Origin of the sequence: Angustibacter luteus, assembly GCF_039541115.1 — a bacterium.
Classification (GTDB): Bacteria; Actinomycetota; Actinomycetes; order Actinomycetales; family Angustibacteraceae; genus Angustibacter; species Angustibacter luteus.
The window spans coordinates 608518-632115 of sequence record NZ_BAABFP010000002.1 but is presented as its reverse complement, the minus strand read 5'-3'; the positions used below and the strand labels follow the sequence as shown (position 1 = coordinate 632115).

The 23598-nt window shown below is 75.1% G+C and carries 22 protein-coding genes; 13 read left to right on the top strand and 9 right to left on the bottom strand.

Annotation, left to right across the window (positions count from 1 at the left end):
* Positions 1 to 38 precede the first annotated feature (38 nt).
* Positions 39 to 962 carry a DNA-3-methyladenine glycosylase family protein gene (locus ABEB17_RS03005; RefSeq protein WP_345715082.1) on the top strand — a complete coding sequence of 308 codons (924 nt, stop codon included), beginning with the start codon at positions 39 to 41 and terminating at the stop codon, positions 960 to 962.
* 39 nt (positions 963 to 1001) lie between these two features.
* A complete protein-coding gene (locus tag ABEB17_RS03000) occupies positions 1002 to 2105 on the top strand; it encodes a CDP-glycerol glycerophosphotransferase family protein (protein ID WP_345715080.1) in 1104 nt (367 codons plus the stop codon).
* On the opposite strand, the gene cofE is transcribed toward ABEB17_RS03000, so the two are convergent.
* Together cofE and cofD are read right to left on the bottom strand one after the other, a co-directional pair.
* Positions 2089 to 3132: a coenzyme F420-0:L-glutamate ligase gene (cofE, locus tag ABEB17_RS02995; protein WP_345715079.1), complete on the bottom strand. Its 1044-nt coding sequence runs from the start codon at positions 3130 to 3132 to the stop codon at positions 2089 to 2091. The genes ABEB17_RS03000 and cofE overlap by 17 nt on opposite strands.
* Positions 3119 to 4111, bottom strand: coding sequence for a 2-phospho-L-lactate transferase (cofD, locus tag ABEB17_RS02990; protein WP_345715078.1), 993 nt, complete (start codon positions 4109 to 4111; stop codon positions 3119 to 3121). The genes cofE and cofD overlap by 14 nt, the downstream gene beginning before the upstream one ends.
* A 356-nt stretch (positions 4112 to 4467) precedes the next feature.
* Here cofD and ABEB17_RS02985 point away from each other — a divergent pair, with 356 nt between their 5' ends.
* The 3 genes from ABEB17_RS02985 (at position 4468) to ABEB17_RS02975 (ending at position 9412) form a co-directional block, all read left to right on the top strand.
* Entirely contained in the window at positions 4468 to 4725 is a 258-nt protein-coding gene (locus tag ABEB17_RS02985; protein WP_345715784.1) for a WhiB family transcriptional regulator, read from the top strand.
* Between the two features lie 86 nt (positions 4726 to 4811).
* Complete coding sequence (locus ABEB17_RS02980; RefSeq protein WP_345715077.1) at positions 4812 to 7928, top strand: glycosyltransferase family 2 protein; 3117 nt, start codon at positions 4812 to 4814, stop codon at positions 7926 to 7928.
* A complete protein-coding gene (locus tag ABEB17_RS02975; protein ID WP_345715076.1) occupies positions 7925 to 9412 on the top strand; it encodes a DUF5719 family protein in 1488 nt (495 codons plus the stop codon). The genes ABEB17_RS02980 and ABEB17_RS02975 overlap by 4 nt, the downstream gene beginning before the upstream one ends.
* Positions 9413 to 9449: 37 nt before the next feature.
* Here ABEB17_RS02975 and ABEB17_RS02970 read toward each other — a convergent pair whose 3' ends face one another.
* Positions 9450 to 9902, bottom strand: coding sequence for a metallopeptidase family protein (locus ABEB17_RS02970; protein ID WP_345715075.1), 453 nt, complete (start codon positions 9900 to 9902; stop codon positions 9450 to 9452).
* Between the two features lie 100 nt (positions 9903 to 10002).
* Between ABEB17_RS02970 and ABEB17_RS02965 the strand changes: the two genes are divergently transcribed.
* From ABEB17_RS02965 to ahcY, 7 genes are all read left to right on the top strand, one after another.
* Complete coding sequence (locus ABEB17_RS02965; RefSeq protein ID WP_345715783.1) at positions 10003 to 10356, top strand: DUF3499 domain-containing protein; 354 nt, start codon at positions 10003 to 10005, stop codon at positions 10354 to 10356.
* 122 nt (positions 10357 to 10478) lie between these two features.
* Positions 10479 to 10724: a hypothetical protein gene (locus ABEB17_RS02960; RefSeq protein ID WP_345715074.1), complete on the top strand. Its 246-nt coding sequence runs from the start codon at positions 10479 to 10481 to the stop codon at positions 10722 to 10724.
* A gap of 32 nt (positions 10725 to 10756) precedes the next feature.
* On the top strand, positions 10757 to 12163 hold the full coding sequence (locus ABEB17_RS02955; RefSeq protein WP_345715073.1) for a phosphomannomutase/phosphoglucomutase: 1407 nt from the start codon (positions 10757 to 10759) through the stop codon (positions 12161 to 12163).
* Positions 12164 to 12181: 18 nt separating this feature from the next.
* Entirely contained in the window at positions 12182 to 12382 is a 201-nt protein-coding gene (locus ABEB17_RS02950) for a Trm112 family protein (RefSeq protein WP_345715072.1), read from the top strand.
* Positions 12383 to 12396: 14 nt separating this feature from the next.
* The gene (locus tag ABEB17_RS02945; protein WP_345715071.1) at positions 12397 to 13563 is read left to right on the top strand and encodes an SIS domain-containing protein; all 1167 of its coding nucleotides are present in this window, start codon (positions 12397 to 12399) and stop codon (positions 13561 to 13563) included.
* Between the two features lie 57 nt (positions 13564 to 13620).
* Positions 13621 to 14550: a cation diffusion facilitator family transporter gene (locus ABEB17_RS02940; protein ID WP_345715070.1), complete on the top strand. Its 930-nt coding sequence runs from the start codon at positions 13621 to 13623 to the stop codon at positions 14548 to 14550.
* 242 nt (positions 14551 to 14792) lie between these two features.
* A complete protein-coding gene (gene ahcY / locus ABEB17_RS02935) occupies positions 14793 to 16229 on the top strand; it encodes an adenosylhomocysteinase (RefSeq protein WP_345715069.1) in 1437 nt (478 codons plus the stop codon).
* Between the two features lie 76 nt (positions 16230 to 16305).
* Here ahcY and ABEB17_RS02930 read toward each other — a convergent pair whose 3' ends face one another.
* Positions 16306 to 17139 (bottom strand): RDD family protein, encoded by an 834-nt coding sequence (locus tag ABEB17_RS02930; RefSeq protein ID WP_345715068.1) that lies wholly within the window; start codon positions 17137 to 17139, stop codon positions 16306 to 16308.
* Between the two features lie 29 nt (positions 17140 to 17168).
* On the opposite strand from ABEB17_RS02930, the gene ABEB17_RS02925 reads away from it, so the two are divergent.
* Entirely contained in the window at positions 17169 to 18164 is a 996-nt protein-coding gene (locus ABEB17_RS02925) for a stage II sporulation protein M (RefSeq protein ID WP_345715067.1), read from the top strand.
* Positions 18165 to 18181: 17 nt separating this feature from the next.
* On the opposite strand, the gene ABEB17_RS02920 is transcribed toward ABEB17_RS02925, so the two are convergent.
* From ABEB17_RS02920 to ABEB17_RS02900, 5 genes are read right to left on the bottom strand one after another with little or no spacing between them, the layout of a single operon-like run.
* On the bottom strand, positions 18182 to 19477 hold the full coding sequence (locus ABEB17_RS02920) for a DUF58 domain-containing protein (RefSeq protein WP_345715066.1): 1296 nt from the start codon (positions 19475 to 19477) through the stop codon (positions 18182 to 18184).
* Positions 19478 to 19496: 19 nt separating this feature from the next.
* Complete coding sequence (locus ABEB17_RS02915; RefSeq protein WP_345715065.1) at positions 19497 to 20480, bottom strand: AAA family ATPase; 984 nt, start codon at positions 20478 to 20480, stop codon at positions 19497 to 19499.
* The gene (locus ABEB17_RS02910) at positions 20477 to 21634 is read right to left on the bottom strand and encodes a DUF4350 domain-containing protein (RefSeq protein ID WP_345715064.1); all 1158 of its coding nucleotides are present in this window, start codon (positions 21632 to 21634) and stop codon (positions 20477 to 20479) included. The genes ABEB17_RS02915 and ABEB17_RS02910 overlap by 4 nt, the downstream gene beginning before the upstream one ends.
* Positions 21631 to 22272 carry a DUF4129 domain-containing protein gene (locus ABEB17_RS02905; RefSeq protein WP_345715063.1) on the bottom strand — a complete coding sequence of 214 codons (642 nt, stop codon included), beginning with the start codon at positions 22270 to 22272 and terminating at the stop codon, positions 21631 to 21633. Before ABEB17_RS02905 ends, ABEB17_RS02910 begins: the two co-directional genes overlap by 4 nt.
* Positions 22269 to 23537 carry a DUF7847 domain-containing protein gene (locus ABEB17_RS02900; protein ID WP_345715062.1) on the bottom strand — a complete coding sequence of 423 codons (1269 nt, stop codon included), beginning with the start codon at positions 23535 to 23537 and terminating at the stop codon, positions 22269 to 22271. Before ABEB17_RS02900 ends, ABEB17_RS02905 begins: the two co-directional genes overlap by 4 nt.
* Between the last annotated feature and the right edge of the window lie 61 nt (positions 23538 to 23598).

The window sequence follows — 23598 nt, the reverse complement described above, 5'->3', positions numbered from 1 at the left end:
CGGGGGACGCTGTCGGTCACGGGTGGGACACTCTTGCCGTGGTCAGCGCACCGGACGTCGAGAGCACCTGGCGGCCGGGTCGACCGGTCGACCTGCTGGCCACGCTGAGCGTCCTGGTCCGCGGGGGCGCGGACCCGAGCCACCGGCTCACGGCGGACGGCCAACTGTGGCGCGTCTGCCGCACGCCGCAGGGTGCGGCGACGTTGCACCTGCGGGTGCGTGCGGGGGACGTCGAGGCCCACGCCTGGGGGGCGGGGGCCGGCTGGGCAGTGGACGGCGTGCCCGACCTGCTCGGTGCCAGCGACGACGCGAGGGGGTTCGAGCCGCAGCACGACGTGCTGGTCCAGGCCCTGCGACGGCGCCCAGGCTGGCGGGTGCCGCGCACCCGACTCGTGATGGAGGCCCTCGCGCCTGCCGCGTTCGAGCAGAAGGTGACGGGCCAGGAGGCCTTCGCGGGCTGGCGGCGGATGCTGCTGCGGTTCGGCGAGGTCGCGCCCGGGCCGGCGGGGGAGGCAGGCATGAGGGTGCCGCCGTCGGCGGCGCAGTGGGCCGCGGTGCCGTCCTGGGCGTGGCTGCAGGCGGGCGTGGACGGCGCGCGGTCGGCCACGGTGGTGCGCGCCGCCCGGGTGGCCGGCCGGCTCGAGCAGACGCTGGACCTGTCCACCGCGGATGCTGAACGACGGCTGCGCGCCGTCCCGGGAGTCGGTGTCTGGACGGCGGCCGAGGTCCGCCAGCGTGCGCACGGCGACGCCGACGCGGTGAGCTTCGGCGACTTCCACGTGCCCGGCGAGATCGGGCTGGCGCTCACCGGCAACCGGGTGGACGACGACGGGCTGGCCGAGCTCCTGGAGCCCTACCGCCCGCACCGCTACCGGGTGCAGCGCCTGCTGCAGCTCGAGGCGCCGCGCCGGGGCCGCCGGGCCCCCCGGCCCACCCCGCGCTTCCACCTGCCCGTGCGCTGACGGCAGGACGAAGCGCGGCGGGGCTGCCAGGATGCGCTGGTGCGCGTCGTCTACTGCTCGTTCAACGGTCGGTTCAGCGACAACCCGCTGGCCGTCTACGAGCAGCTCAGGACGCGCCCCGGGCTCACCCACACCTGGATCCTCGACCCGGCCCACGCGGACGGGTTCCCGGCTGACGTGCGCACCGTCCTGACCGGCAGCGACGAGGCGAGCGCGGCGCTCGGGGAGGCCGATGCGGTGATCTCGAACCACCACATCACCACCCCGTGGACGAAGGCGGCCGGCTGCCGGTACCTGCAGACCTGGCACGGCACGCCGCTGAAGCGGGTGCACGCCGACATCGAGCACCCCTCGCCGCCGCTGCGTCGGCTGATCGAGCAGTTCGACCGGGACGTCGCGCTCTGGGACGTGCTGACCAACCCCAACGAGGCGAGCAGCGAGCTGCTGGCCGGTGCCTTCCGGTTCGGCGGCCAGGTGCTGACGACCGGGTCGCCGCGCAACGACGTCCTGGTCGGGCCGCAGGCTGACGAGGTCCGGGCGCGGGTGCGCGGTCAGCTCGGTCTCGGGGACGACCGGACTGCGGTGCTCTACGCGCCGACGTGGCGCGACGACCAGGTCGGCAGTGACGGCGACTTCGACTTCGCGTTCCAGCTCGACCTCGACGCCTTCCGCCGGCGCCTGGCCGGGGACGCGGTGCTGCTGGTCCGGCTGCACCCGTTCGTGTCGGGCCGCCTGGCCGGGATCGTGCCGGCGGACGACCCCGACGTGCGCGACGTGTCGTTCCACCCGCAGGTCAGCGACCTGTACCTGGCGGCCGACGCGCTGGTCACGGACTACTCCTCGGTCATGTTCGACTTCGCCGTGACCGGTCGGCCCATCGTGTTCTTCACCTACGACCTGGAGCACTACCGCGATGAGGTCCGCGGCTTCTACTTCGACCCGCGACCGGACGCGCCCGGCCCGATGCTGCGCACCAGTGCGGAGGTGCTCACGGCCCTGGGCGACCTGGACCTGCTGCGGCACAGGTGGTCCGAGCCGTACGCGCGATTCCGCGAGCGGTACTGCGCGCACGAGGACGGCCTCGCTGCGCAGCGGGTGGCGGACCTGGTGATGGCCGGACGCGCGGTCAGCCCGGCGCCGTGACGACGGTCGCCTCGAGACGACCGTCGCGGTACCCGTCGGCCGCGAGCTCGCCGCGCAGGTCCTCAGCCCACAGCGCGACCAGCAGGCGCTGACCGACTGCGCCGCAGGCGAAGGCGTCCCCGTGCAGGGTGCACCCTGCGCCGTCCGCGGCGACGTCCACCTGCACCCGGAAACCGCCGACCAGCGCGACCTGCACGGCACGCCGCACCCGGTGCGACAACGGTTCGGGCAGCACCGACGGCGGCTCGACCGACCCGGGCGGCACCCCCAGCGCGGCCTGCACGGCCTCGACGTGGCCGTAGCGGAACCAGTCCGACCCGCTGTCCCGCAACAGGATCGAGGCGCCCGGCCCCTCGTCGTCCGTGACGAAGGCCGCCAACCCGCGGACGACGGCCGCCGGGACCCCGGACGCCTTGCCCTTGACCAGGTCGGCGGCGGCGGCGACCTCGTCCGCGACGGCCCGCTCGGTGACCTCCAGCGGTTGGCCACCGGCGTCGAGGCTGCCGCGCAGGTCGTCCACCACCACCAGGCCGGCGGCGCCGAGGGCGAAGTCGGTCTGGCCCGTGCGCCAGGCCCGGCCGGCGGTGTCGCTGACCACGACGGCGATCCGCGGCGCCCCGGCGGCCCGCAGCGCGCGCCGCAGCCGCCGGGCCTCGCCGTCGGCGTCGGCGGGCAGCAGCAGCACGGTGCCCGGCGCGGTGTTCGACGCGTCCACCCCGGCGGCCGCCATCACCGGACCCGCAACGGACTCGACCACCTGGGCGAACCCGCGCGGGGTCCGCCGTCCGGCCACCACCCGCACCGACTGCGCCCGGACGACGTCCTCGCGGTCCGCGGCGTCGGCCACCAGCCCGAGGGCCTTCGAGACGATCTTCGACGACACCACCAGCACGTCCCCGTCGGCCAGGTCACCGGCGGCAGCGAGCAGCAGGCCGGCCAGGTCGTCCCCGGCAGCGATCTCGGGCAGCCCGGGTAGGGCCCGGACGGACAGCTCCGCGGGAGTCAGCGCGCCGTCACGCGCTGGCACGGTCGCCTTGCAGCTCGACCGCCAGGTCGAGCGCCGCACCGGCGATCGCCGCGGCGGCGTCGACGTCCGACATGAGCAGCGGACGCGAGCGCACCGCGAGGCGGGCCGGCCAGGCGGCCTCGGCGTCCGCGGTGTCCACCAGCCAGCCGTCCAGGAAGTCCTCGTACAGCCCGGCCACGGCGAGCGCCGTGGTGTCGACGCCGATCGCGGCCAGGCAGGCGTCGGCGTGCCCGCGCACGGGCCGACCGCCGATCAGCGGGGACACCCCGACGACCGGAGCGCGGGTGCCGCGAACGGCGTCGCGTACCCCCGGGACGCCGAGCACGATGCCGATCGAGACCACCGGGTTGCTCGGCGGCAGCAGGACGACGTCGGCGTCCCGGATCGCCTCCAGCACACCGGGTCCGGCCACCGCCCGCTCCATACCGACGGCGACGATCTGCTGGGCCGCGATGGCCGCCTGGTGGCGCACCCACCACTCCTGGAAGTGGATGGCCCGTCGGCCCTCGTCGTCCTCGATCACCACGTGCGTCTCCACCGACTGGTCGGTCATCGGCAGCAGCCGCACACCCTGCTCGGGCAGTCCCCAGCGGGCGCACAGCACCTCGGTCACCTGGGACAGCGGCATCCCGAGCCCGAGCAGCTGGCTGCGCGCGATGTGCGTGGCGAAGTCGCGGTCGCCGAGCCCGAACCACTGCGGCTGCGCACCGTAGGCGGCGAGCTCGCCCTGCACGGTGTGCGTCTCGCCCTCCCGACCCCAGCCCTGCGCGTCGTCGATGCCGCCGCCGAGGGTGTACATGACGGTGTCCAGGTCCGGGCAGACCCGCAGCCCGAACAGGGTGATGTCGTCGCCGGTGTTGCCGATCACGGTGACCTCGGTCGAGCGCCGGTCGGCGTCCGGTGAGGAGTGCAGGTGGGCGAGCAGGCCGCGGACGAAGCGGGCGCCGCCGACCCCGCCGGCGATGGCTGTGATGCGCATGCGCGAAGTGTCTCAGCCGGCCGGACAGGTGTCGCAGCGGCCCGTTCACCCGTTCGGGCGTATCTGCGGACCAAACGCTGAATATCACCGACCGGCTTGACGAGAGGGGTATGACACGCGTGTAATTCCAGGCATGTCATGGTGCCCTCGGGGAGGGGGCGGCAGGCATCGAGGGTCGAGGAGGGGCCGTGAACCAGCTGAACGCAGCGACTGCACCCAGCGTCATCGGACGGCAGCGTGGCACGGAGGACTTCCCCGGTATCGACCACCCGCCCGCGGGCGAGGACTTCGACGCGTTCCTGCGTCGCGAGGCCTCGGTCGTACCGGTCGCTCCGGTGACCTTGGGCTCGTTGGAGATGCCGAACCTGCTCGAGCTCGCCGATGGTGGCGACGCCGAGCTGTCCTGGCAGGAGCGCGCGCTCTGCGCGCAGACGGATCCGGAGGCGTTCTTCCCCGAGAAGGGCGGCTCGACGCGCGAGGCCAAGAAGGTCTGCGTGTCCTGCGAGGTGCGTTCGGAGTGCCTCGAGTACGCGCTCGCCCACGACGAGCGGTTCGGCATCTGGGGCGGGTTGTCGGAGCGTGAGCGTCGGCGGTTGAAGAAGCAGGCGGTCTGATCACTCTCACCTCGCCTGCTCGACCCGACGGCGCTGCCACCCTCGCCCGGCCGGCAGCAGCGCCGGGGCTGGGCCGCGTCCTGGCGGTGCTCGTCGTGCACGACGGCGCACCGTGGCTGCCACGCGTCCTGGCCGCGCTGGACGAGCAGACCCGCCCGCCCGACCTGGTCGTCGCGGTCGACACGGGCTCCACGGACGGCTCGCCGGCCCTGCTGGGCGCCGCCTTCGACGACGCCCAGGTCGTCACGGCGGCGCGGGACACGGGCTTCGGCGACGCCGTGGGCCGTGCGCTCGAGCACGCGCAGCAGCGCGGCGACCTGGATGGCGTGGGCTGGATCTGGCTGCTGCACGACGACAGCGCCGCCCAGCCGCGGGCGCTCGAGCAGCTGCTCGCGGCGGCCGGCACGTCGGCGTCCGTCGGTGTCGTCGGCGCGAAGCTGGTCGACTGGGACGACGCGAACCGGCTGGTCGAGGTCGGGCTCACGGTCGGCCGTGGTGGCCGGCGCGACACGGGCGTCGACGGCATCGAACGCGACCAGGGCCAGCACGACCACCGCGGCGACGTGCTCGCCGTGCCGTCGGCCGGCATGCTGGTGCGCCGCGACGTCTGGGACGAGCTCGAGGGCTTCGACCCGGCCCTGAAGCTGATGCGCGACGACATCGACCTGTGCTGGCGCGCCCAGCTGGCCGGGCACCGGGTGCTGCTCGCGCCGAACGCCGTGGTGGCCGACGCGCAGGCGGCGACGAACGGGCTGCGCGAGGTGCACGCCGAGGCCGGCGCGCTGCGCCGGGTCGACCTCCGGCACGGCCAGCACGTGGCGCTGGCCCGCTGCAGCTGGTGGGCCGTGCCGTTCCTGCTGTGCTGGCTCGTGCTCCTCTCGGCCGGCCGGGCCATCGCGCTGCTGGCTGCGAAGTCGCCGCGACGGGCCTTCGACGAGGTGCTGGCGACCGGCGTGGTGCTGATCGCGCCGTGGCGCTGGCTCGGCTCGCGCTGGCGCTCGCGCGGACGTCGCCGGGTGCCCGGCCACAGCCTGTCCAGCCTGCTGACGCCCCGCTCCGCGCCGCTGCGTCGGGCCGGTGACGTGGTCAGCGCCTGGGCCGCCACGGAGCCGCCGGTCAGCACGCACGCTGGTCCGGACGCCGGACTGCACACCGTCATCGACGAGGTGGCCGACCCGGCGGACCTTGCGCCGCTCACCTGGCCGAGCCGCGTGGTGCGGCACCCGCTCACCTGGGTCGTGCTGGCCCTGGTCGCCGCGACGGCCGTCGCCTGGCGACGGCTCGGCGACGCGCTGCTCGGCTCGGCCACGCTCACCGGCGGCGAGCTGCGGCCGAGCCCGGCCGGCGCCGTCCAGCACTGGCATGCCGGGCTGGACGCGGTGCGCGGTCCGGGCCTGGGCACCGAGCAGCTCGGCTCACCGGCCGCCGTCCTGGACGCCGGCTGGATCCGGCTCGTCGAGACGGTCGCCGGTGCCGCGGCACCCGCTCGCTCGCTGACCCTCCTGCTGGCGGCCGCGCCGGTGCTGGCCGCGATCGCCGCGTACGTCGCGGCCGGGATCGCGACCCGCTCGCGCTGGCTGCGGGCCTGGGCGGCGCTCGCCTGGGGCGCGGCACCGCTGCTCACCGCCGCCGTCACCCAGGGGCGCGTCGGGCCGGTAGCCATCACGATCGTGCTGCCGCTGGTGGCCGCCGCGCTGGCCCGAGCGCTGTCCCCGGACAAGCCCGGCCGGCTGACCGCCACCTTCGCCGCGGCGCTCGGCATCGCGGTGGTCGGTTCCGCCGTTCCGCTGCTGGGTGCGGTCGGGGTGGGCATCGGGCTGCTGGGCGTGCTGCTCGCCCGGGGTGCGCGCTGGCGCGCCCTGCTGGTCGCCGTGCTGCCGGTGGCCCTGCTGGGGCCCTGGGTCACCGAGATCGTCGCCGACCCGCGCCTGCTGCTGGCCGGCCCGGGCGCGGTCGCCGACCCCGCCCCGGTGTCGCAGGTGGGGGACGGGCTGAACATCTGGCAGGCGTGGACGGACGTCCTGCGCCTGCACCAGGGTTGGCCGCTGTGGACGGTGGCCCTGTGGCTCGGCCCGCTGACTGTGCTGGCCACGCTCTCGCTGCTGCGCGGCGGACGTCGCGGTTGGGCGGTCGCGGCGCTGGGCTGGCTCGCGGTGCTCGGGCTCGCGCTCGCGGTGCTGGCACCGTGGGTGCAGGTGAGCCGGCCCGGGCAGCAGGTCCTGACCGGCTGGTCCGGGACCGGCGCCCTGCTCGCCCTGCTCGCGCTGCTGGCCGCACCGCTGGTGGCGGCCGACGGGCTGCAGTCCCGGCTGGCCCGCTACGGCTTCGGCTGGCGGCAGCTGCTGCTCGGCCCCGTCGTGCTGGTCGCGGTCCTCGCGCCGGTGGTCGCCGTCGGGGCGTGGGCCTGGGAGGGCGCCGACGGTCCGCTGCAGACCACGAGAGGCACCGGCCTGCCCGCGGTGGCCGCGGACGCCGCCTACGGCCCGCTCGCCGTCCGCACCCTCGTGCTCGCCGCGGAGGACGGGCAGATCACCTACCGGCTGGACGGCGGCGAACCCGGTGCCGTCGCGCGGGACGTCCGCGCCCGGGCCGGAGCGGACGAGCGCGCCACGGCGGACCCGGTGCGGCCCGTGGCGGCCGCCCTGGCCAACCCCGACACCGCGCTGCCCGGTCCGGGCACGGTGGCGTCGCTGCGCCAGCTCGCCGTCGGCTTCCTGCTCGTGCGCGACCCGGCCCCGGCGCAGCTCACGGAACGCCTGGACGCCACCGCCGGGCTGGCCCGGATCGGTCGCTCGACCGACGGCCAGCTCTACCGGGTCGGCTCCGGCGGCCTGGACTCCACCGCTCGCGCCCAGCTGGTCTCCGCGGCCGGCGCCTCGCTGGCGGCGGTGCCGACGTCCGGGCCGCACGCGGCGGTCGACACGACGATCCCCGCGGGTCGCGCGGGGCGGCTCCTGGTGCTGTCCGAGGCGCCGTCCGACCTGCGGCACGCCGAGCTGAACGGCATCCCGCTGCGGGTGGCCGGTGCCAGCGCCGTGACCGGCTGGCGTCAGGCGTACGTCCTGCCGACCCACGGCGGGCACCTGGTGGTGCGGGCCGACGACCAGACGGTGACCCGCTGGCGGTGGGCCGAACTCGCTCTCGTGCTGCTCGTCGGCCTGCTCGCCCTGCCGGTCCGTCGTCCGAACGGGGAGCTGCGATGAGGCCCGGCCGCTGGGCGGCGCTGGCCGCCAAGGTGGCCGTCCCGGTGCTCGCGGTGGGCGTCGTGGCGACGGCCCTGATCGTGCCCGCCGCCGTGGCCAGCCAGCCCGGCCCGGCCCGAACGCGCACCCCGCAGGCCGTCCCGGTCGACGCCGTCGACCTGGTCTGCCCAGGTCCGGAGACGATCGGCGTGCGCGGCGCCGACCCGGCCCAGGCCCCGGCGCCCTCGCAGGTCTTCGCCGCAGTGCCCCCGTCGTCCCTGCTGCCCGAGCCCGGCCGCGGGTCGTCGTCCGGGTCGCTGACGATCACCGCTGGCACGAAGCAGCTGGCCACCACCCAGCTCGGCGCCGATGCGGGCACCTCGCTGGCGGCCGGCCAGACCGCGCCCGCGTCCCCGGTGGTGCAGGCCCGTGGTGCGGCGGCTCCGGGGGTCATCGCCGACCAGCTGACGGCGGTCCCGCAGGGTGACCTGCGCGGTCTGAGCACCGCGCCCTGCACGGTCCCCGCGGACGACGTGTGGCTGGTGGGCGGTGGGTCCGAGCAGGGCCGCCGCGGCCGTCTCGTCCTGTCCAACCCGCACGACGCCACGACCGAGGTCAGCGTCGACGTGCTCGGCGCGGACGGACCCGTGGCCAGGACGCCGGGCAGCACCGTCGCCCTCGCTCCGCACGCCCGCACGGTGCTGCTGCTCGACGCGCTGGCTCCCGGGGTCACGTCCCCGGTGGTGCACGTGCGCAGCAGCGGTGGCTCGGTGGCCGCCGTGCTGAACGACTCCTGGCTGGACGGCCTGACCGCGCTGGGCTCGGACGACGTCGTCGCGGCGCTGCCGCCGGCCGAGAAGGTCGTCGTACCGGGCGTGCGGCTCGGGCTGGGCGCGGTCCTGCGGATCGCGGTGCCCGGCGCGGCGGAGGCTGTGGCCCAGGTGCACCTGATCGGCGAGAAGGGTGCCGTCGACCTCGGTGACGCCGGTGTGGTGCGGGTCGCGGGCGGCTCGTCGCACGACATCGACCTGTCGAAGGTGCCGTCCGGCGCCTACGCGATCCAGGTCGACGCGGACGAACCCGTGCTGGCCGGTGCGATGGTGCACTCCTCGCTGTCACCCGCGGGCGGGGACCTCGTCTGGTCGGCCTCCAGCGACGCGGTGACCTCGTTGACCGGCATCGCGCACGCGGTGTCGGCGCCGGGCTGGACCGTCGACGTGGTCCTCAGCGCCCCGGACAAGGCCGCCTCGCTGGACGTCGTCACGGTGCAGGCGGACGGCAGCGCCGTCAGTACGCCCGTGGACGTCACGGCCGGCACGACGCGGGTGGTCCCGGTCGCCGGCACGAGCGTCTGGCTGAAGGCCAAGGCGGGCAGCGGGCCCTGGTACGCGGCCCGCTCCACCATCGTGCGGATGCCTGGGATCGAGCTGGTGAGCTCGGCCCCGCTGCGCCAGCTCGCGCCGCTGACCCGGGTGCCCGCCGACGTCGCCGCCGCGGCCGACTGAGCCGCCGGACCCCACCAGCAGGACCGAACCCCCTGGCTCAGTCGTCGGCCAGGCCGGGGTCGATCTGGCCGGGGTCGAGGTCGAGCAGGTGCGCCACCTGCTCGACGACCACCTCGTGCACCAGGGCGGCGAGCAGCGACCGGTCGGGGGCCCGGGTCTCCAGCGGCCGGCGGTAGACCACCACGCGGGGCGGCAGCGAGCCCTGGGCCGGGAAGAGCCGGCCGAGTGGGACCTCGCCCCGCTCCCACGGCGCCGGGTCGCTCGGCGGGACGTCCTCGACCGCGAACTCGACGCCGTCCAGCTCGCGTCCCCAGCGCTGCTCGAGGCGTTCGGCGGCGTCCAGCACCAGGTCGTCGAACTGGGTGCGGCGAGTGCGGTGGGCCGGGAGGTCGGTCGGGGCGAGCGGTCCGCGGAGCCCGCGCCCACGGCGGTCCCGGCGGCGAGGCGCGGGACGCGGCGGGTCGTCGGCGGGGGAGGGCCGGCGCAGCACCTGGTCAGTCTAGGCGGCGGGACGACGACACGGCGCCGGCACGTCGGGCAATCCCCGGTCCGGTCGGCGCGAGCGGGTAGCGTCGAGTCTCGTGAACCCCATGCGTCGGTGCACCCGCCCTGCGTGCACCCGCACCGCGGTGGCGACCCTGACGTACGTGTACGCCGACTCCACTGCCGTGCTCGGGCCCCTGGCGACGTACGCCGAGCCGCACTGCTACGACCTGTGCAGCGAGCACGCCGAGCGGCTGACGGCTCCGCGGGGGTGGGAGGTCATGCGCCTCGCCCCGCAGGTCGAGGCGATCGGTCCGAGCGACGACGACCTGCTCGCGCTGGCGAACGCGGTGCGCGAGGCCGCCCGGCCGGTCGCGCCGACGGCCGTGCCGACGAGCGGCACCGTCGAGGTGGGACGGCGAGGCCACCTGCGGGTGCTGCGCGACCTCGACCAGGCCTGAGAAGCAGTGTCCGATTTGTCGGGACACGCCGGGTGCTCAAGTTCTTTCGAGTCGTGGACGAAGTCATGGTGGTCGCGCTCCCACGGCGACCTGCCCGCAACGTCGCTCGGAAGGTTCCCCTGATGCCCCGCTCCGCCGCTGCCCGCCCGTCCCTCCCGCTGGGCTCGCTGACCCAGCGCGACGCCCGCACCGCGTCGTCCTGCTTCGACTGCTCGTCCCCGCGCGTCACCTCGCTGTCGATGAACCTGACGGACGGCACCCCGGTCGACTTCACCTCGTGCCGCGTCTGTGGCCACAAGAGCTGGAGCCACGAGGGCGTCGAGCTCACCGTGAGCGACGTCATCGAGCGGACCCGCAAGGTCTCCTGACCCGCACCTGGGCACCCGGCTAGGCTTGCCGGATGCCCAGCCTCGCGTCCATCGTCAAGGCCTACGACGTCCGGGGGCTGGTCCCCGACCAGCTCGACGAGGACGTGGCCCGCGCGCTGGGTCGCGCGTTCGGGCAGGTGGTCGCCGACGACCCGTCCGGCACCGCCGTGGTCGGCCACGACATGCGCGACTCCTCGCCGGGCCTGGCCGCCGCGTTCGCCGACGGGCTCCGCACGACCGGCCGGGACGTCGTCCTGGTCGGGCTCGTGTCCACCGACGCGCTGTACTACGCGTCCGGCGCCCTCGACGCGCCCGGCGCGATGTTCACCGCCAGCCACAACCCGGCCCAGTACAACGGCGTGAAGCTGTGCCGGGCCGGCGCGCGACCGGTCGGGCAGGACTCCGGCCTGGACGACGTCCGCCGGTTCGCCGAGGAGTTGCTGGACGGCGACGCGAGTCCCGCCGAGGTCACCGGCGCGCTCAGCCACCGCGACGTGCTCGCCGACTACGGCCGGCACCTGCGCGGGCTCGTCGACCTGGCCGCCATCCGCCCGCTCAAGGTCGTGGTGGACGCCGGCAACGGCATGGCCGGTCTGACCGCCCCAGCGGTGCTCGGCACCGACGCCGGACTGGACCCGCTGCCGCTGGAGGTCGTCCCGCTGTACTTCGAGCTCGACGGGTCCTTCCCGAACCACGAGGCCAACCCGCTCGAGCCCGCCAACCTGGTGGACCTGCAGGCCGCCGTCGTCGAGCACGGCGCCGACCTGGGCCTGGCCTTCGACGGCGACGCCGACCGCTGCTTCGTGGTCGACGAGCGCGGGGCACCGGTCAGCCCGAGCGCCGTCACCGCACTGGTGGCCGCCCGCGAGATCGCCGTGGACCAGGCCCGCGGGGGCAACCCCACCGTGATCCACAACCTGATCACCTCACGCGCCGTCCCGGAGCTGGTCGCCGAGCTGGGGGCGCGGTCGGTGCGCACCCGGGTGGGTCACTCGTTCATCAAGGCGCAGATGGCCGAGCACGACGCGATCTTCGGCGGCGAGCACTCCGCGCACTACTACTTCCGCGACTTCTGGTTCGCCGACACCGGCATGCTGGCCGCGATGCACGTGCTCGCCGCGCTGGGTGAGCAGCCGCTGCCGCTGTCCGAGCTGGCCGTGGACTACGAGCGCTACGCCTCCTCCGGCGAGCTCAACAGCACGGTCACGGACGCCGCCGCGCGCACCGAGGACGTGCGGCTCGCCTTCGCCGGCGACGTCGTCGAGGACCACCTCGACGGCCTCACGCTCACCTGCGACGGGCCTGACGGCCGGCTCTCGTGGTCGCTGAACCTGCGGGCCAGCAACACCGAGCCCCTGCTGCGGCTGAACGTCGAGGCCGCCGACCGCGCGACGATGGAGCAGGTTCGGGACCGGGCACTGGCGCTCATCCGGGCCTGACCTGGCAGGCTGTCCCCCGTGACGACGCCGAACACGATCGAGCCGTGGCTGCGCGAGATCCTGCGCTGCCCGAAGTGCCACGCCGAGGTGCGGGACGACACCGGCCCCACCGGTGGTCCCGAGCTCGTCTGCACCGGGGCGGACTGCGGGCTCGCCTACCGGGTGGACGACGGCATCCCCGTGATGCTGGTCGACGAGGCCCGGCCCCCGTCGACCTGATTGGTGGGCACCTGATGGACAGCGAGCTGCTGGACGACGCCGAGGCCATCGCCGCCGGCGACCCGAGCGGCGTGCTGCGCGCGCTGGCCACCGCCGGCGCGCAGGTCCGGGCGTCCGTGGTGCGCGGGCACGAGGCCGGGGTCTCCAGGATCGGGGACGGTGACCGGCCGCGGTCGGTGCTGGTCGCGTCGCTGGGCGGCTCGGCCATGGTCGCCGACGTCCTCGCGCTGCTGGCCGGGGCCGGCGCGCCCATCCCGGTGACCGTCCGCCGGGGGCTGCCGCTGCCCGGCTGGATCGGCCCGCTGGACCTCGTGGTCGCGGTGTCGCTGTCCGGGCGGGCCGGGGGGCCGCTGGCCCTCGCGGCCGAGGCCGGACGGCGCGGGGCCCGGCTGCTCACGGTCGGCGCGCCGGGTTCGCCGCTGGCCGATGTCTGCGCGCAGGCGCGGGGCGTGCACGTGCCGGTGCAGAAGCCGCACGAGCCGGGGCGCTCGCCGGCTGGCGCGAGCTCGCGCACCGCCTTCTGGTCGCTGCTGGTGCCCGTTCTGCAGGCCGCGTACGCCCTCGGCATGGCCGACGTCGACGACGCCCTGCTCGGCCGTGTCGCGGACCGCCTGGACCGTGAGGCTGAGTCCGCCCGTCCGGGGTCCGAGTCCTTCGTGAACCCGGCCAAGGTGCTGGCCGTCCAGCTGGCCGGGTCGGTACCGGTCGTGCTCGGCGACGGCCTGGTCACCGGCGTCGCCGCCCGCCGCGCCGCCGCGATGCTCGCCCGCACCGCCCGGACGCCGGCCGTGCACGGCTCGCTGCCGGACGACGCCAGCGAGGTCGTCGCGACGTTCGACGGTCCGTTCACCGGCGGCGAGCAGGACGTGTTCGCCGACCCGTTCCTGGACGGTCCGACCGGTCCGAGCCTGCGGCTGCTGATGCTGCGCGAGCCGCCGCCGGACCCCGCCACCGACGGGCAGGACGCCTTCGAGGCCGCCGCGCTCGCCGACCGGGTCCGCGGGCTCGCGGAAGAGGTCGGGGTCGCGGTCAGCGAGGTCACGGCCGACCCAGGTCACCCCGTCGAGCAGCTGGCCGGCCTCGTCGCGCGCACCGACTTCGCCGCGGTCTACCTGGCCATCTCGCTCGGTCTGGATCCCGGCCTGTCCCCGCACGTGGCCGACCTGCGCGACGCGCGCTGAGACCCTTCTCGCACCGCCCGTTCCGGGCACCGGCTCGACGACCCCAGGAGAACCCGAATGTCAGCAGGCGGCGGTACCAAGGCGATCGTCGCGGCGCTCGCCGCGAACCTCGGCATCGCGGTCACCAAGTTCGCCGCGTTCGCGCTGACCGCGTCGAGCTCGATGCTGGCCGAGGGGATCCACTCGCTGGCCGACTCCGGCAACCAGGTGCTGCTGCTGGTCGGTGGCAAGCGGTCGAAGCGCGGCGCCACCCCCGAGCACCCGTTCGGCTTCGGCCGCGAACGGTACGTCTACGGCTTCATCGTCTCGATCGTGCTCTTCTCGATCGGTGGCCTGTTCGCGCTGTACGAGGCGTACCACAAGTGGCACGACCCGCACGGCATCGATGCCTGGCGGTGGGTGCCGATCGTCGTGCTGCTGGCCGCGATCGGGATGGAGTCCTACTCGTTCCGGACGGCGATCCACGAGTCGAACGAGGTGCGGGGGGACCGCAGCTGGGTGCAGTTCGTCCGGACCGCCAAGGCACCCGAGCTGCCGGTCGTGCTGCTGGAGGACCTGGCCGCCCTGATCGGGCTGGTGTTCGCCCTGTTCGGCGTCTCGATGACCCTGGCTACCGGGAACGGCCGCTGGGACGCCGCGGGCACGGCGATGATCGGGCTGCTGCTCGTCTCGGTCGCGTTCGTGCTGGCGGTGGAGATGAAGTCGCTGCTGCTCGGCGAGGCCGGGACGGTCGAGAACGTGCGTGCCATCGAGGCGGCCCTGCTGGGCGAGGGGGTGGACTCGGTGATCCACATGAAGACGCTGCACCTGGGCCCGGAGGAGCTGCTGGTCGCGGCCAAGATCGAGGTCGCGGCGACCGACTCGGCGTCCGACGTCGCGCTGGCGATCGACGCGGCCGAGCGGCGGGTGCGCGCCGCCGTCCCGATCGCCCAGGTCATCTACCTGGAGCCGGACATCCGCCGTCCCGCTGACACCCCCCAGCCGTGACCCGTTCGCGTGCTCTCGGCAGCAGGTGAGGCCACCGGAACGCGGCACGAGTGCAGGGCGGAGCGCGCCGGCGGCGACCGGGTGCCGGCCCCGGACGCGGTAGGGTGGGTGCCGTTCCGGCGTCGGTGATGCCGCAGGCCCAGAGGGGCCGCGCCGGGTGCGAGCGCACCGGTCCTGTGGGCCGGTCCGTTCCTCGTACCCGATGACGCACCCGATGAAGCACGGCAACCGAAAGGCACCCCATGACGTTCGACTACCAGGTCCGCGACCTCGCTCTCGCCGAGGCCGGCCGCCACCAGATCCGGCTGGCTGAGCACGAGATGCCCGGTCTGATGTCCCTGCGCGAGGAGTTCGGCCCGACCCAGCCGCTGGCCGGGGCCCGGATCGCCGGCTCGCTGCACATGACCGTGCAGACCGCCGTCCTGATCGAGACCCTGACCGCCCTCGGCGCGCAGGTCCGCTGGGCCTCCTGCAACATCTTCTCCACCCAGGACGAGGCCGCCGCGGCCGTGGTCGTCGGCCCGCAGGGCACCGTCGACGACCCGCAGGGCGTGCCGGTCTTCGCCTGGAAGGGCGAGACCCTGCCCGAGTACTGGGACTGCACGGTGAAGATCCTGTCCTGGCCGAACGGCGAGAGCCCGAACATGATCCTGGACGACGGCGGCGACGCGACGCTGCTCGTGCACAAGGGCAAGGAGTTCGAGGGCGCCGGCGCGGTGCCCGAGACGACCGAGGCGGACTCCGAGGAGTACCGCGTGATCCTCGACGTCCTGCGCGCCAGCATCGCCAGCGAGCCCACCAAGTGGACGACCATCGCCGACGGCATCCAGGGCGTCACGGAGGAGACCACGACCGGCGTGCACCGGCTCTACCAGCTCGCCGAGGCCGGCGAGCTGCTGTTCACCGCGATCAACGTCAACGACTCGGTGACCAAGAGCAAGTTCGACAACAAGTACGGCTGCCGGCACTCGCTGCTCGACGGCATCAACCGCGCCACCGACGTCCTCATCGGCGGCAAGGTCGCGCTCGTCGCCGGCTTCGGCGACGTGGGCAAGGGCTGCGCCGACGCGCTGCGCGGGCAGGGCGCCCGGGTGATCATCACCGAGGTCGACCCGATCTGCGCGCTGCAGGCCGCGATGGAGGGCTACCAGGTCGCCCGCCTCGACGACGTGGTCGGCGACGTCGACATCTTCGTCACCACCACCGGCTGCTACGACGTCATCACCGCGGACCACATGTCGCGGATGAAGCACCAGGCCATCGTCGGGAACATCGGCCACTTCGACAACGAGATCGACATGGCCGGCCTGGCCCGGGTGCCCGGGGTGAAGCGCACCGAGATCAAGCCGCAGGTGCACGAGTGGACGTTCGACGACGGCCGCTCGATCATCGTGCTGTCCGAGGGTCGCCTGCTGAACCTCGGCAACGCCACGGGTCACCCCAGCTTCGTCATGAGCAACTCGTTCTCGAACCAGACGATCGCCCAGATCGAGCTGTTCACCCGCGGCGAGGAGTACCCCCTCGGCGTGCACGTGCTGCCCAAGCACCTGGACGAGAAGGTCGCCCGGCTGCACCTGGACGCCCTCGGCGTCCAGCTCACCGAGCTGTCCAAGGCCCAGGCCGAGTACCTCGGCGTCCCGGTCGAGGGCCCGTACAAGCCGGAGCACTACCGCTACTGAGCCGTTCCGGAGCGAGCCCCGGCTCGCTCGACGTCGGCTGGCCACCCCGCGCGGGTGCGCCGTCCAGACCTTCGGGTCAGGGGCGGCGCACCCGCGCGAGTGCGTTCTCGACCGAGTCGGTGGCGGCCAGCCGCTGGCGCCGGTGCTCGTCCCGGGCCAGCCGGACGACGTCCCGGGCCCGTCGCTCGGCGAGCACGGCCGCCAGGAACGCCTCGGGGTGGGTGCCCGCCGGTGCCGGCGGCGCGACGTGCGCGGTGACGGCCGCGGCCAGCGATGACGCCAGCTGGGACCGGGCGCCCGCGTGCATCCCCGGTGCGCGGCTGAGGAACTGGCGCACCGACAGGGCGAGCCCGTCGGGCAGCCGGCCGATGTCGGCGTGCCGGGCCCAGCCCGCCAGCTGCGGCGGCATCTGCGCCATCACGGACGTCGCGCGCGCCGGCCGCTCGCGCACCACGTAGGTGCCGGCGGCCAGGTCGCCGAGCCGCTTGCCCTGGGCGCTGAACAGCGAGCACAGCAGCGCCGGCACGCCCCAGAAGACCCAGATCTCCACGAAGCCGACCAGGCCGCGCACCAGCGCGTGGCGCAGCCGGATCGGCCCGCCGTCGTCCCGCACGGCGCGCATCCCCATGACCAGCTTGCCGAGCGTGCGGCCGCGGGTCAGCGTCTCCGTCACGACCGGGACGCCGACGGTGATCCCGACCACGATGGTCAGCGCCATCGCGGCGGCGGCCGCGCCGTCCAGCCCCGATCCGAGCTGCACCGCGCCCACCAGCAGGAGGATCAGCGCGAGCAGCTCGACGCCCAGGTCGATGGCACCGGAGACCGCGCGGGACGCGAACGAGGCCGGCCGGATGTCGAGCAGGACGGCGTCCCCGGTCACCATCGCGTCGCCGGTCACCTTCACGTCCACCCGGGCAGGCTAGGCCATAGGGTCGCCCCGTGGACCTGGACGCGTACGTCAGCGCGCACCGGCAGGAGTGGGCGCGGCTGGGTGAGCTCAGCGGACGTCGCCGGCTGACCGGGGCCGAGGCCGACGAGCTCGTCACGCTGTACGAGCGGGTCGGCACCCAGCTGTCCGTCGTCCGGTCCACAGCACCCGACCCGGCCCTGGTGGCCCGGCTGTCCGCCCTCGTCACCCGCGCCCGGGCGGCCACCACCGGCCCGCCCGAGGCGGCCTGGCGCGACCTCGCTCGGTTCTTCGCCGTGTCGTTCCCGGCGGCCCTGTACCGCGCGCGCCGGTGGTGGATCTCGTGCGCGCTCGCCTCGCTGGTGCTGGCGCTCGCGGTCGGTTGGTGGGTCGCGGCGCACCCGCAGGTGCAAGCCGCGGTGGCCAGCGACGAGCAGATCCGCCAGCTCGTCGAGAACGACTTCGAGAGCTACTACTCGACGTACGCCGCGAGCAGCTTCGCCGCGCAGGTCTGGACGAACAACGCCTGGATCGCCGCGCTCTGCATCGCCTCGGGCGTGCTGGGGCTGCCGGTGCTGTGGATCCTCTACCAGAACGCGCTCAACGTCGGGCTGGTCGGCGGGCTGATGGCCAGCCGGGACCGGCTCGACCTGTTCTTCGGGCTGATCCTGCCGCACGGGCTGCTCGAGCTCACCGCCGTCTTCGTGGCTGCGGGCACCGGGCTGCGACTGTGCTGGTCGTGGATCGACCCGGGGCCGCGGACCCGCTCCGGCGCGCTCGCGCAGGAGGGCCGCGCTGCCGTCGCCATCGCGATGGGGCTGGTGCTGGTGCTGGCCGTGTCAGGGGCCATCGAGGCCTTCGTGACGCCGTCGCCGCTGCCGACCTGGGCGCGGATCGGTATCGGCGCGCTGGTCGAGGTCGCGTTCCTGACGTACGTGTTCACCCTCGGCCGGTGGGCGGTCCGGCGGGGGGAGATCGGCGACCTGGAGGAGCGGTACGTCGGGGACGCCCTGCCCATCGCGGGCTAGCGCCATCGAGCCGGGCCTCAGAGCCGACCGGCGGCCTTCAGCTCCAGGTAGCGGTCGGCCAGCTTCGGCGGCAGCTGGGCCGGCGACGCGTCGACGACGTCCGCGCCCAGCCGGGTGAGCAACCGGGCGACCCGCTGGCGCTCGAGCCCGAGGCGCTCGGCGGCGGCCGCGTCGTACACGTCCTCCGGGGTGTCCCGCAGGGAGCGCATCCGGTCCATGTCGGGGTCCGCGACCGAGGCGACCAGCACCTGGTGCCGCCGGGTCAGCTGGGCCAGCACCGGCAGCAGGCCCTCCTCGACCGCCGCCGAGTCCAGGGCGGTGAGCAGCACGACCAGCGAGCGCTGGCTGAGCCGACTGGTGATGGCGCCGACCGCGACCGACCAGTCCGCCTCGACCAGCTCGGCCTGCAACGGCACCATCGCGGTGACCAGGGACGACAGCAGGGACGTCGGGCTCGCCCCCTCGACGCGGGCGCGGACCCGCCGGTCCACCGCGATGAGGTCGACCCGGTCGCCCGCCCGGCTGGCCAGGGCGGCGAGCAGCAGCGCGGCGTCCATCGCGGCGTCCAGCCGGGGCTCGTCGCCGACCCGGGCGGCGGCGGTGCGCGAGGTGTCCAGCACGAGCAGCACCCGGCGGTCGCGCTCGGGACGCCAGGTGCGCACCACGACCTCACGGCGGCGTGCGGTGGCCCGCCAGTCGATGCTGCGGACGTCGTCCCCCTCGACGTAGTCGCGCAACGAGTCGAACTCCGTGCCCTGACCGCGCACGTTCACGCTGGAGCGGCCGTCGATCTCGCGCAGCCGGGCCAACCGGCTGGGCAGGTGCTTGCGCGAGGTGAACGGCGGCAGCACGCGCAGCCGACCCGGTACGGCCACCGACCGCTGCCGGGCCGCCACCCCGAGCGGACCGAGCGAGCGCACCGTCACCCGGTCGGCGAGCAGGTCGCCGCGGCGCCGCGCCCGCAGCGGGGTGCTGACCCGGCGTCGCTCGCCTGCCGGCACGGTCAGCTCGTGCCGGTCCGGGTCCGCGCCGGCCGAGGGCTGCCAGGCGTCGCGCAGCCGCGCCCGCAGCCGGCGCCGGCCGCGGTTGAGCACCGTCAGCTCGCTGGCCGCCGGCTCGCCGAGGCGCACCGAGCCGGTCGTGCCGCGGGTCAGCTCAAGGGCGCGCGGGCTGGCGGCGATCAGCAGGTCGGCGCCGATCGCCAGCAGGACGACGAGCAGCCAGACCAGCACGCCCAGCCGGCTCGGCATGACCAGCACGACCCACCCGACGCCGGTCAGCGCGAGCAGCGCGCAGCGCCCGGTCAGCGTCACCAGGCCCTCGTCAGATCGCTCATCGAGGCACGGGGACGGACGCGAGCACCCCGTCCAGCACCGCGTCCGTGGTGACGCCTTCGAGCTCGGCCTCCGGGCGCAGTGACACCCGGTGCCGCAGGGTCGCGCCGGCCAGCGCCTTGACGTCGTCCGGCGACACGTAGGCGCGTCCAGCCAGCCAGGCCCAGGCGCGGCTGCTGGCCAGCAGTGCGGTCGCCCCGCGCGGCGAGACACCCAGCGACAGCGAGGGGGAGACCCGGGTGGCCCGCGCCAGGTCGACGACGTACCCGAGCACCTCGGGCGCCACGTGCACGGTCCCGACGGCGGCGCTGGCCGCGGCGAGGTGCTGCGGGCCGGCGACGGCGCGCACCCCGGCGCCGGCCAGGTCGCCGGGGTCGAAGCCGTCGGCGTGCCGCTGCAGCACGGTCACCTCGTCCTCGCGCGGCGGGACCGGCAGGGTCAGCTTGAGCAGGAAGCGATCGAGCTGGGCCTCGGGCAGCGGGTAGGTGCCCTCGTACTCCACCGGGTTCTGGGTGGCGCACACCACGAACGGGTCGGGCAGCGGTCGCGGCTGGCCGTCGACGCTGACCTGGCGCTCCTGCATGGCCTCGAGCAGCGACGCCTGGGTCTTCGGCGGTGTCCGGTTGATCTCGTCCGCGAGCAGCAGGTTGGTGAACACCGGACCTTCGCGGAACGAGAACTCGGCGGTCCGCGAGTCGTACACCAGCGATCCCGTGACGTCGCCGGGCATCAGGTCCGGGGTGAACTGCACCCGCGTCGTGGTGAGGTCGAGCGCGGCCGCCAGCGACCGGACCAGCAGCGTCTTCGCGACGCCCGGCACGCCCTCGAGCAGCACGTGGCCGCGAGCGAGCAGCGCGATCACCAGCCCGGTGACGGCCGCGTCCTGGCCGACGACGGCCTTGGCCACCTCGGTCCGGACGTCACGCAGCGCCTGCCGGGCCTCATCCGCGGGCGGGACGGGCAGATCAGTCGGATCGGTCACGTTCGGTGAACCTCCTTCTCGAGGGCGTCCAGGTCGCGGGCCAGCCGGACCAGTGTGGCGTCATCCGCCGGGTCGGGGCCGAGCAGCAGGGCCTCGACGTCGTCCAGAGCGCGACCGCTGGCGCGGGCGACGGCCGCTGCGACCTCGGGCGGGGGTGCGCTGCGGGACAGCCCGACCCCGACGGCGAGGCGCTGCAGGCTGGCGGCGCGCAGCACCTGGGCGGCGCGCCCGCTCGCCCTGGCCCGGCGGTACAGCTGGGCGCGTCCTCGGGTGGTCTCGATCGAACGGACGACGACGGGCAGCGGCTCGCGGACCAGCCGGCCGAACCGGCGGCTGCGCCAGACCACCAGCACGGCCAGCACCACGACGAGCTGGAGCGCGCCGTACCGGACCCAGTCCGGGGTGAGGTCGCCGAGCGTAGGCGTGCTCGCCCGGGGTGCGCCGTCCAGCGGGTCCGGCACCCACCACTCCAGCACCGGCTGGTGGCCCAGGACGCCGACGCCCAGGGCGGCGTTTCCGGCGCGACCCAGCCGGTCGTTGGTCAGGGCGGCGCCGGAGCCGAGCAGGGTGGTGCTCCGGCCGTCCCGCTGCGCGACCTGCACGAACGCGCTGGCGCTGGGGTCCGTGGGGTAGCACTGGCGGACCCGGTCGGTCCCGGACCCGCCGATGTCGTTGGTCGTGTATGCCACGTCGGCGCCGAGGTCGGCCGCGCCGGCCCGGCCCGCCGCGCCGTCCTCGCAGGCGGCGTCGAGCCGCACGTCGGACGTGGCCGGGCTCGCACCGAGGGGGAGGTCCAGGTCGGCGAGCACGTCGTCCTGCGCGCCGACCAGCACGAGGTCGGCGCGCGAGCCCTGGGTCAGCCGGTCGAGGTCGGCGACGCGCCCGGCGCCCAACCGGTCCGGCCGCGCGACGACGACGGTGACCGGGGTGCCGGTGGCCTGCACGTCGCTGCTCAGCGCGTCGAACCGGTGCTGGACGCGGACGTCGATGCCGTGGTCGCGCAGCACGTGCACGAGCGCGCGGGTGCCGTCCGGTGCCGGGCTGTCCGGGTCGAGAAGTCCCGACGAGCCGGGGCGCACGAGCAGCAGGCCGATGCCGACGGCCACCGTGACCACGACCCCGACCAGCACGGGCCCGGCGCCGGGTCGCTTCACGGTCGAGCCCCCACGGGCAGCCGCGCCTGGGTGACTGCTTGGTCCAGGGCCCGCAACCGGGCGTCGTCCGCCGGGCCGGCGGCGGCGTCGCCGTAGGTCACGTCGTCGAACCGCCGGGCCGCGTCGGTCAGCCCGGCGGCGAGGTCGGGCAGGACCCGACCCGCCTCGCCGGCCGCCTCGTCAGCCGTTCGGCCCGGTCGGTCGTCGAGCAGGGCGCGCTCGTCGAGCGTCCGGACGACGGCGCGGAACCGTTCGCGGACGGCGTCCGCCCAGCGTTCGGCGGCGGCAGCCTCGTCGGCCAGCCGTCGGTGGGCCGCGGCGGTGCGCGCCACCGCACCGAACAGCTCGCGCCGCTCGGCGTCCTGCGCTGCGCCGCGCAGTCGGCCTCGCCGCAGCCGGACCACGACGAGCACCACGACGGCGAGCGCCACCAGCAGGACGACGGCCGTGCGGGGGTCGGTCAGCCGGGTCGGGTGGATCTCGATGCGGCTCAGCTGGTCGAGCGCCCAGTCGACGGCGCGGCGCAGCCAGCCCGGTCGGGCCCTGGCGTAGACCGGGTCGCTGAGCTCCTGCCTGGCCCACTGCCGGGCGAGCTCACGCCCTGGTTCGAGCGGGGCGTTCGCCGAGCCCAGGCTCACCGGTGGGGGCCGGTCGGGTTGTTGCCGGACGGGTTGGTGCCGGACGGGTTGGTGCCGGACGGGTCCGCGGCCTCGGCCGCGGTGGCGGCCGCGGCGCGGACCAGGGCGACGTCCAGGCCCTCGCGCCGGATGCGCAGGTCGATGTAGAGCAGTGACACGACGGCGGCCGAGAACGGGGAGACCACGGTCGCCGCCAGCACGGCCCCGAGGTTGGACACGATCGCGGAGACCACCACGGCCACGGTGAGCGAGGAGTCGTCGCCGCTCGAGCCCATCGCGACGCCGACCAGCTCACCGATGATCCCGAAGGGCAGCTGGAGCAGCCCCGAGGTCACGCCGGCGATGATCGCGGTGAGCAGCAGCACGCCGAGCACCCGCCACCAGGACCCCCTGCCGAGCCGCCACGAGCGGCGCAGGGCGGCGACCACGCCGAGCCGCTCGAGCAGGAGCGCTGGGGCGGCGAAGGCCAGCCGCACGTACAGGAAGACCAGGACGGCGGCCGCCAGCAGGGTCCCCAGCACAGCGGCCGCCGCCCCCGCAGGGACGGCGACGACGAACAGCGCCGCCACCGGCACCGCGATGACGGCGACGGCGACCAGGCCGAGCCCAGCGGTGGCGAAGGTGACCAGCAGCAGCCGCCCGACGCCGGCCCAGCCGACCCGGCGCAGCACCCCGCCGGCCGTGGGACGTCGTCCGATGACGGCGTCGGAGACCGCGCTGATCAGGACGCCGTTGAGCACGGACATCGCCAACCACTGCACCAGCAGCGGCAGGACGAACGGCACGATGCCCGCCGAGACCAGGTCGACGGCCTGGTCGGAGGTCAGCGTCCCGCTCGCCGGGTCGAACGCGTCGACCGCCTGCGACACCCCGGCCAGCAGCAGCACCGTGGACACCACCACGGACAGCCCCATGACGAGCGCGGACAGCCCGAACATCACCCGCGGGTTGTGCCGCATGCTGCGCACCGCGCCGTCCAGCAGGTCGCCGAGACCCAGCGGACGGAGCGGGACGACGCCGGGCGGCGGTGGCGGCGTCCAGCCGGGTTGAGCGCCGTACCCCGGGGGCGGTCCGTAGCCCGGGGGCGGTCCGTACCCTGCCGTCGCTCCGTACTGGGCGGCGGGCTGGTCCGGAGGAGCGCTCGGTGATGTGGAGGGTGGTGTGGTCGGTGGTGTGGGAGGTGGTGTGGACGGTGCGGGGCTGGGCGGCAGGTAGCGCGGCTGGCCCCAGCCGTCGGGCGGCTGCCAGTCGGGTGGCTGGACCATCGACACCTCCCCCTCGAAGCCGGTGGCCGTCCGCCTGCTCCGGTGCGGCGGACAGGGGTCA

Bases quoted from the DNA above. Each gene is read 5' to 3' on its own strand.
- cofD (WP_345715078.1), bottom strand. From the start codon at position 4,111: ATGCGCATCACAGCCATCGCCGGCGGGGTCGGCGGCGCCCGCTTCGTC.
- ABEB17_RS02985 (WP_345715784.1), top strand. From the start codon at position 4,468: ATGCCGAACCTGCTCGAGCTCGCCGATGGTGGCGACGCCGAGCTGTCC.
- ABEB17_RS02975 (WP_345715076.1), top strand. From the start codon at position 7,925: ATGAGGCCCGGCCGCTGGGCGGCGCTGGCCGCCAAGGTGGCCGTCCCG.
- ABEB17_RS02965 (WP_345715783.1), top strand. From the start codon at position 10,003: ATGCGTCGGTGCACCCGCCCTGCGTGCACCCGCACCGCGGTGGCGACC.
- ABEB17_RS02960 (WP_345715074.1), top strand. From the start codon at position 10,479: ATGCCCCGCTCCGCCGCTGCCCGCCCGTCCCTCCCGCTGGGCTCGCTG.
- ABEB17_RS02955 (WP_345715073.1), top strand. From the start codon at position 10,757: ATGCCCAGCCTCGCGTCCATCGTCAAGGCCTACGACGTCCGGGGGCTG.
- ABEB17_RS02945 (WP_345715071.1), top strand. From the start codon at position 12,397: ATGGACAGCGAGCTGCTGGACGACGCCGAGGCCATCGCCGCCGGCGAC.
- ABEB17_RS02940 (WP_345715070.1), top strand. From the start codon at position 13,621: ATGTCAGCAGGCGGCGGTACCAAGGCGATCGTCGCGGCGCTCGCCGCG.
- ahcY (WP_345715069.1), top strand. From the start codon at position 14,793: ATGACGTTCGACTACCAGGTCCGCGACCTCGCTCTCGCCGAGGCCGGC.
- ABEB17_RS02900 (WP_345715062.1), bottom strand. From the start codon at position 23,537: ATGGTCCAGCCACCCGACTGGCAGCCGCCCGACGGCTGGGGCCAGCCG.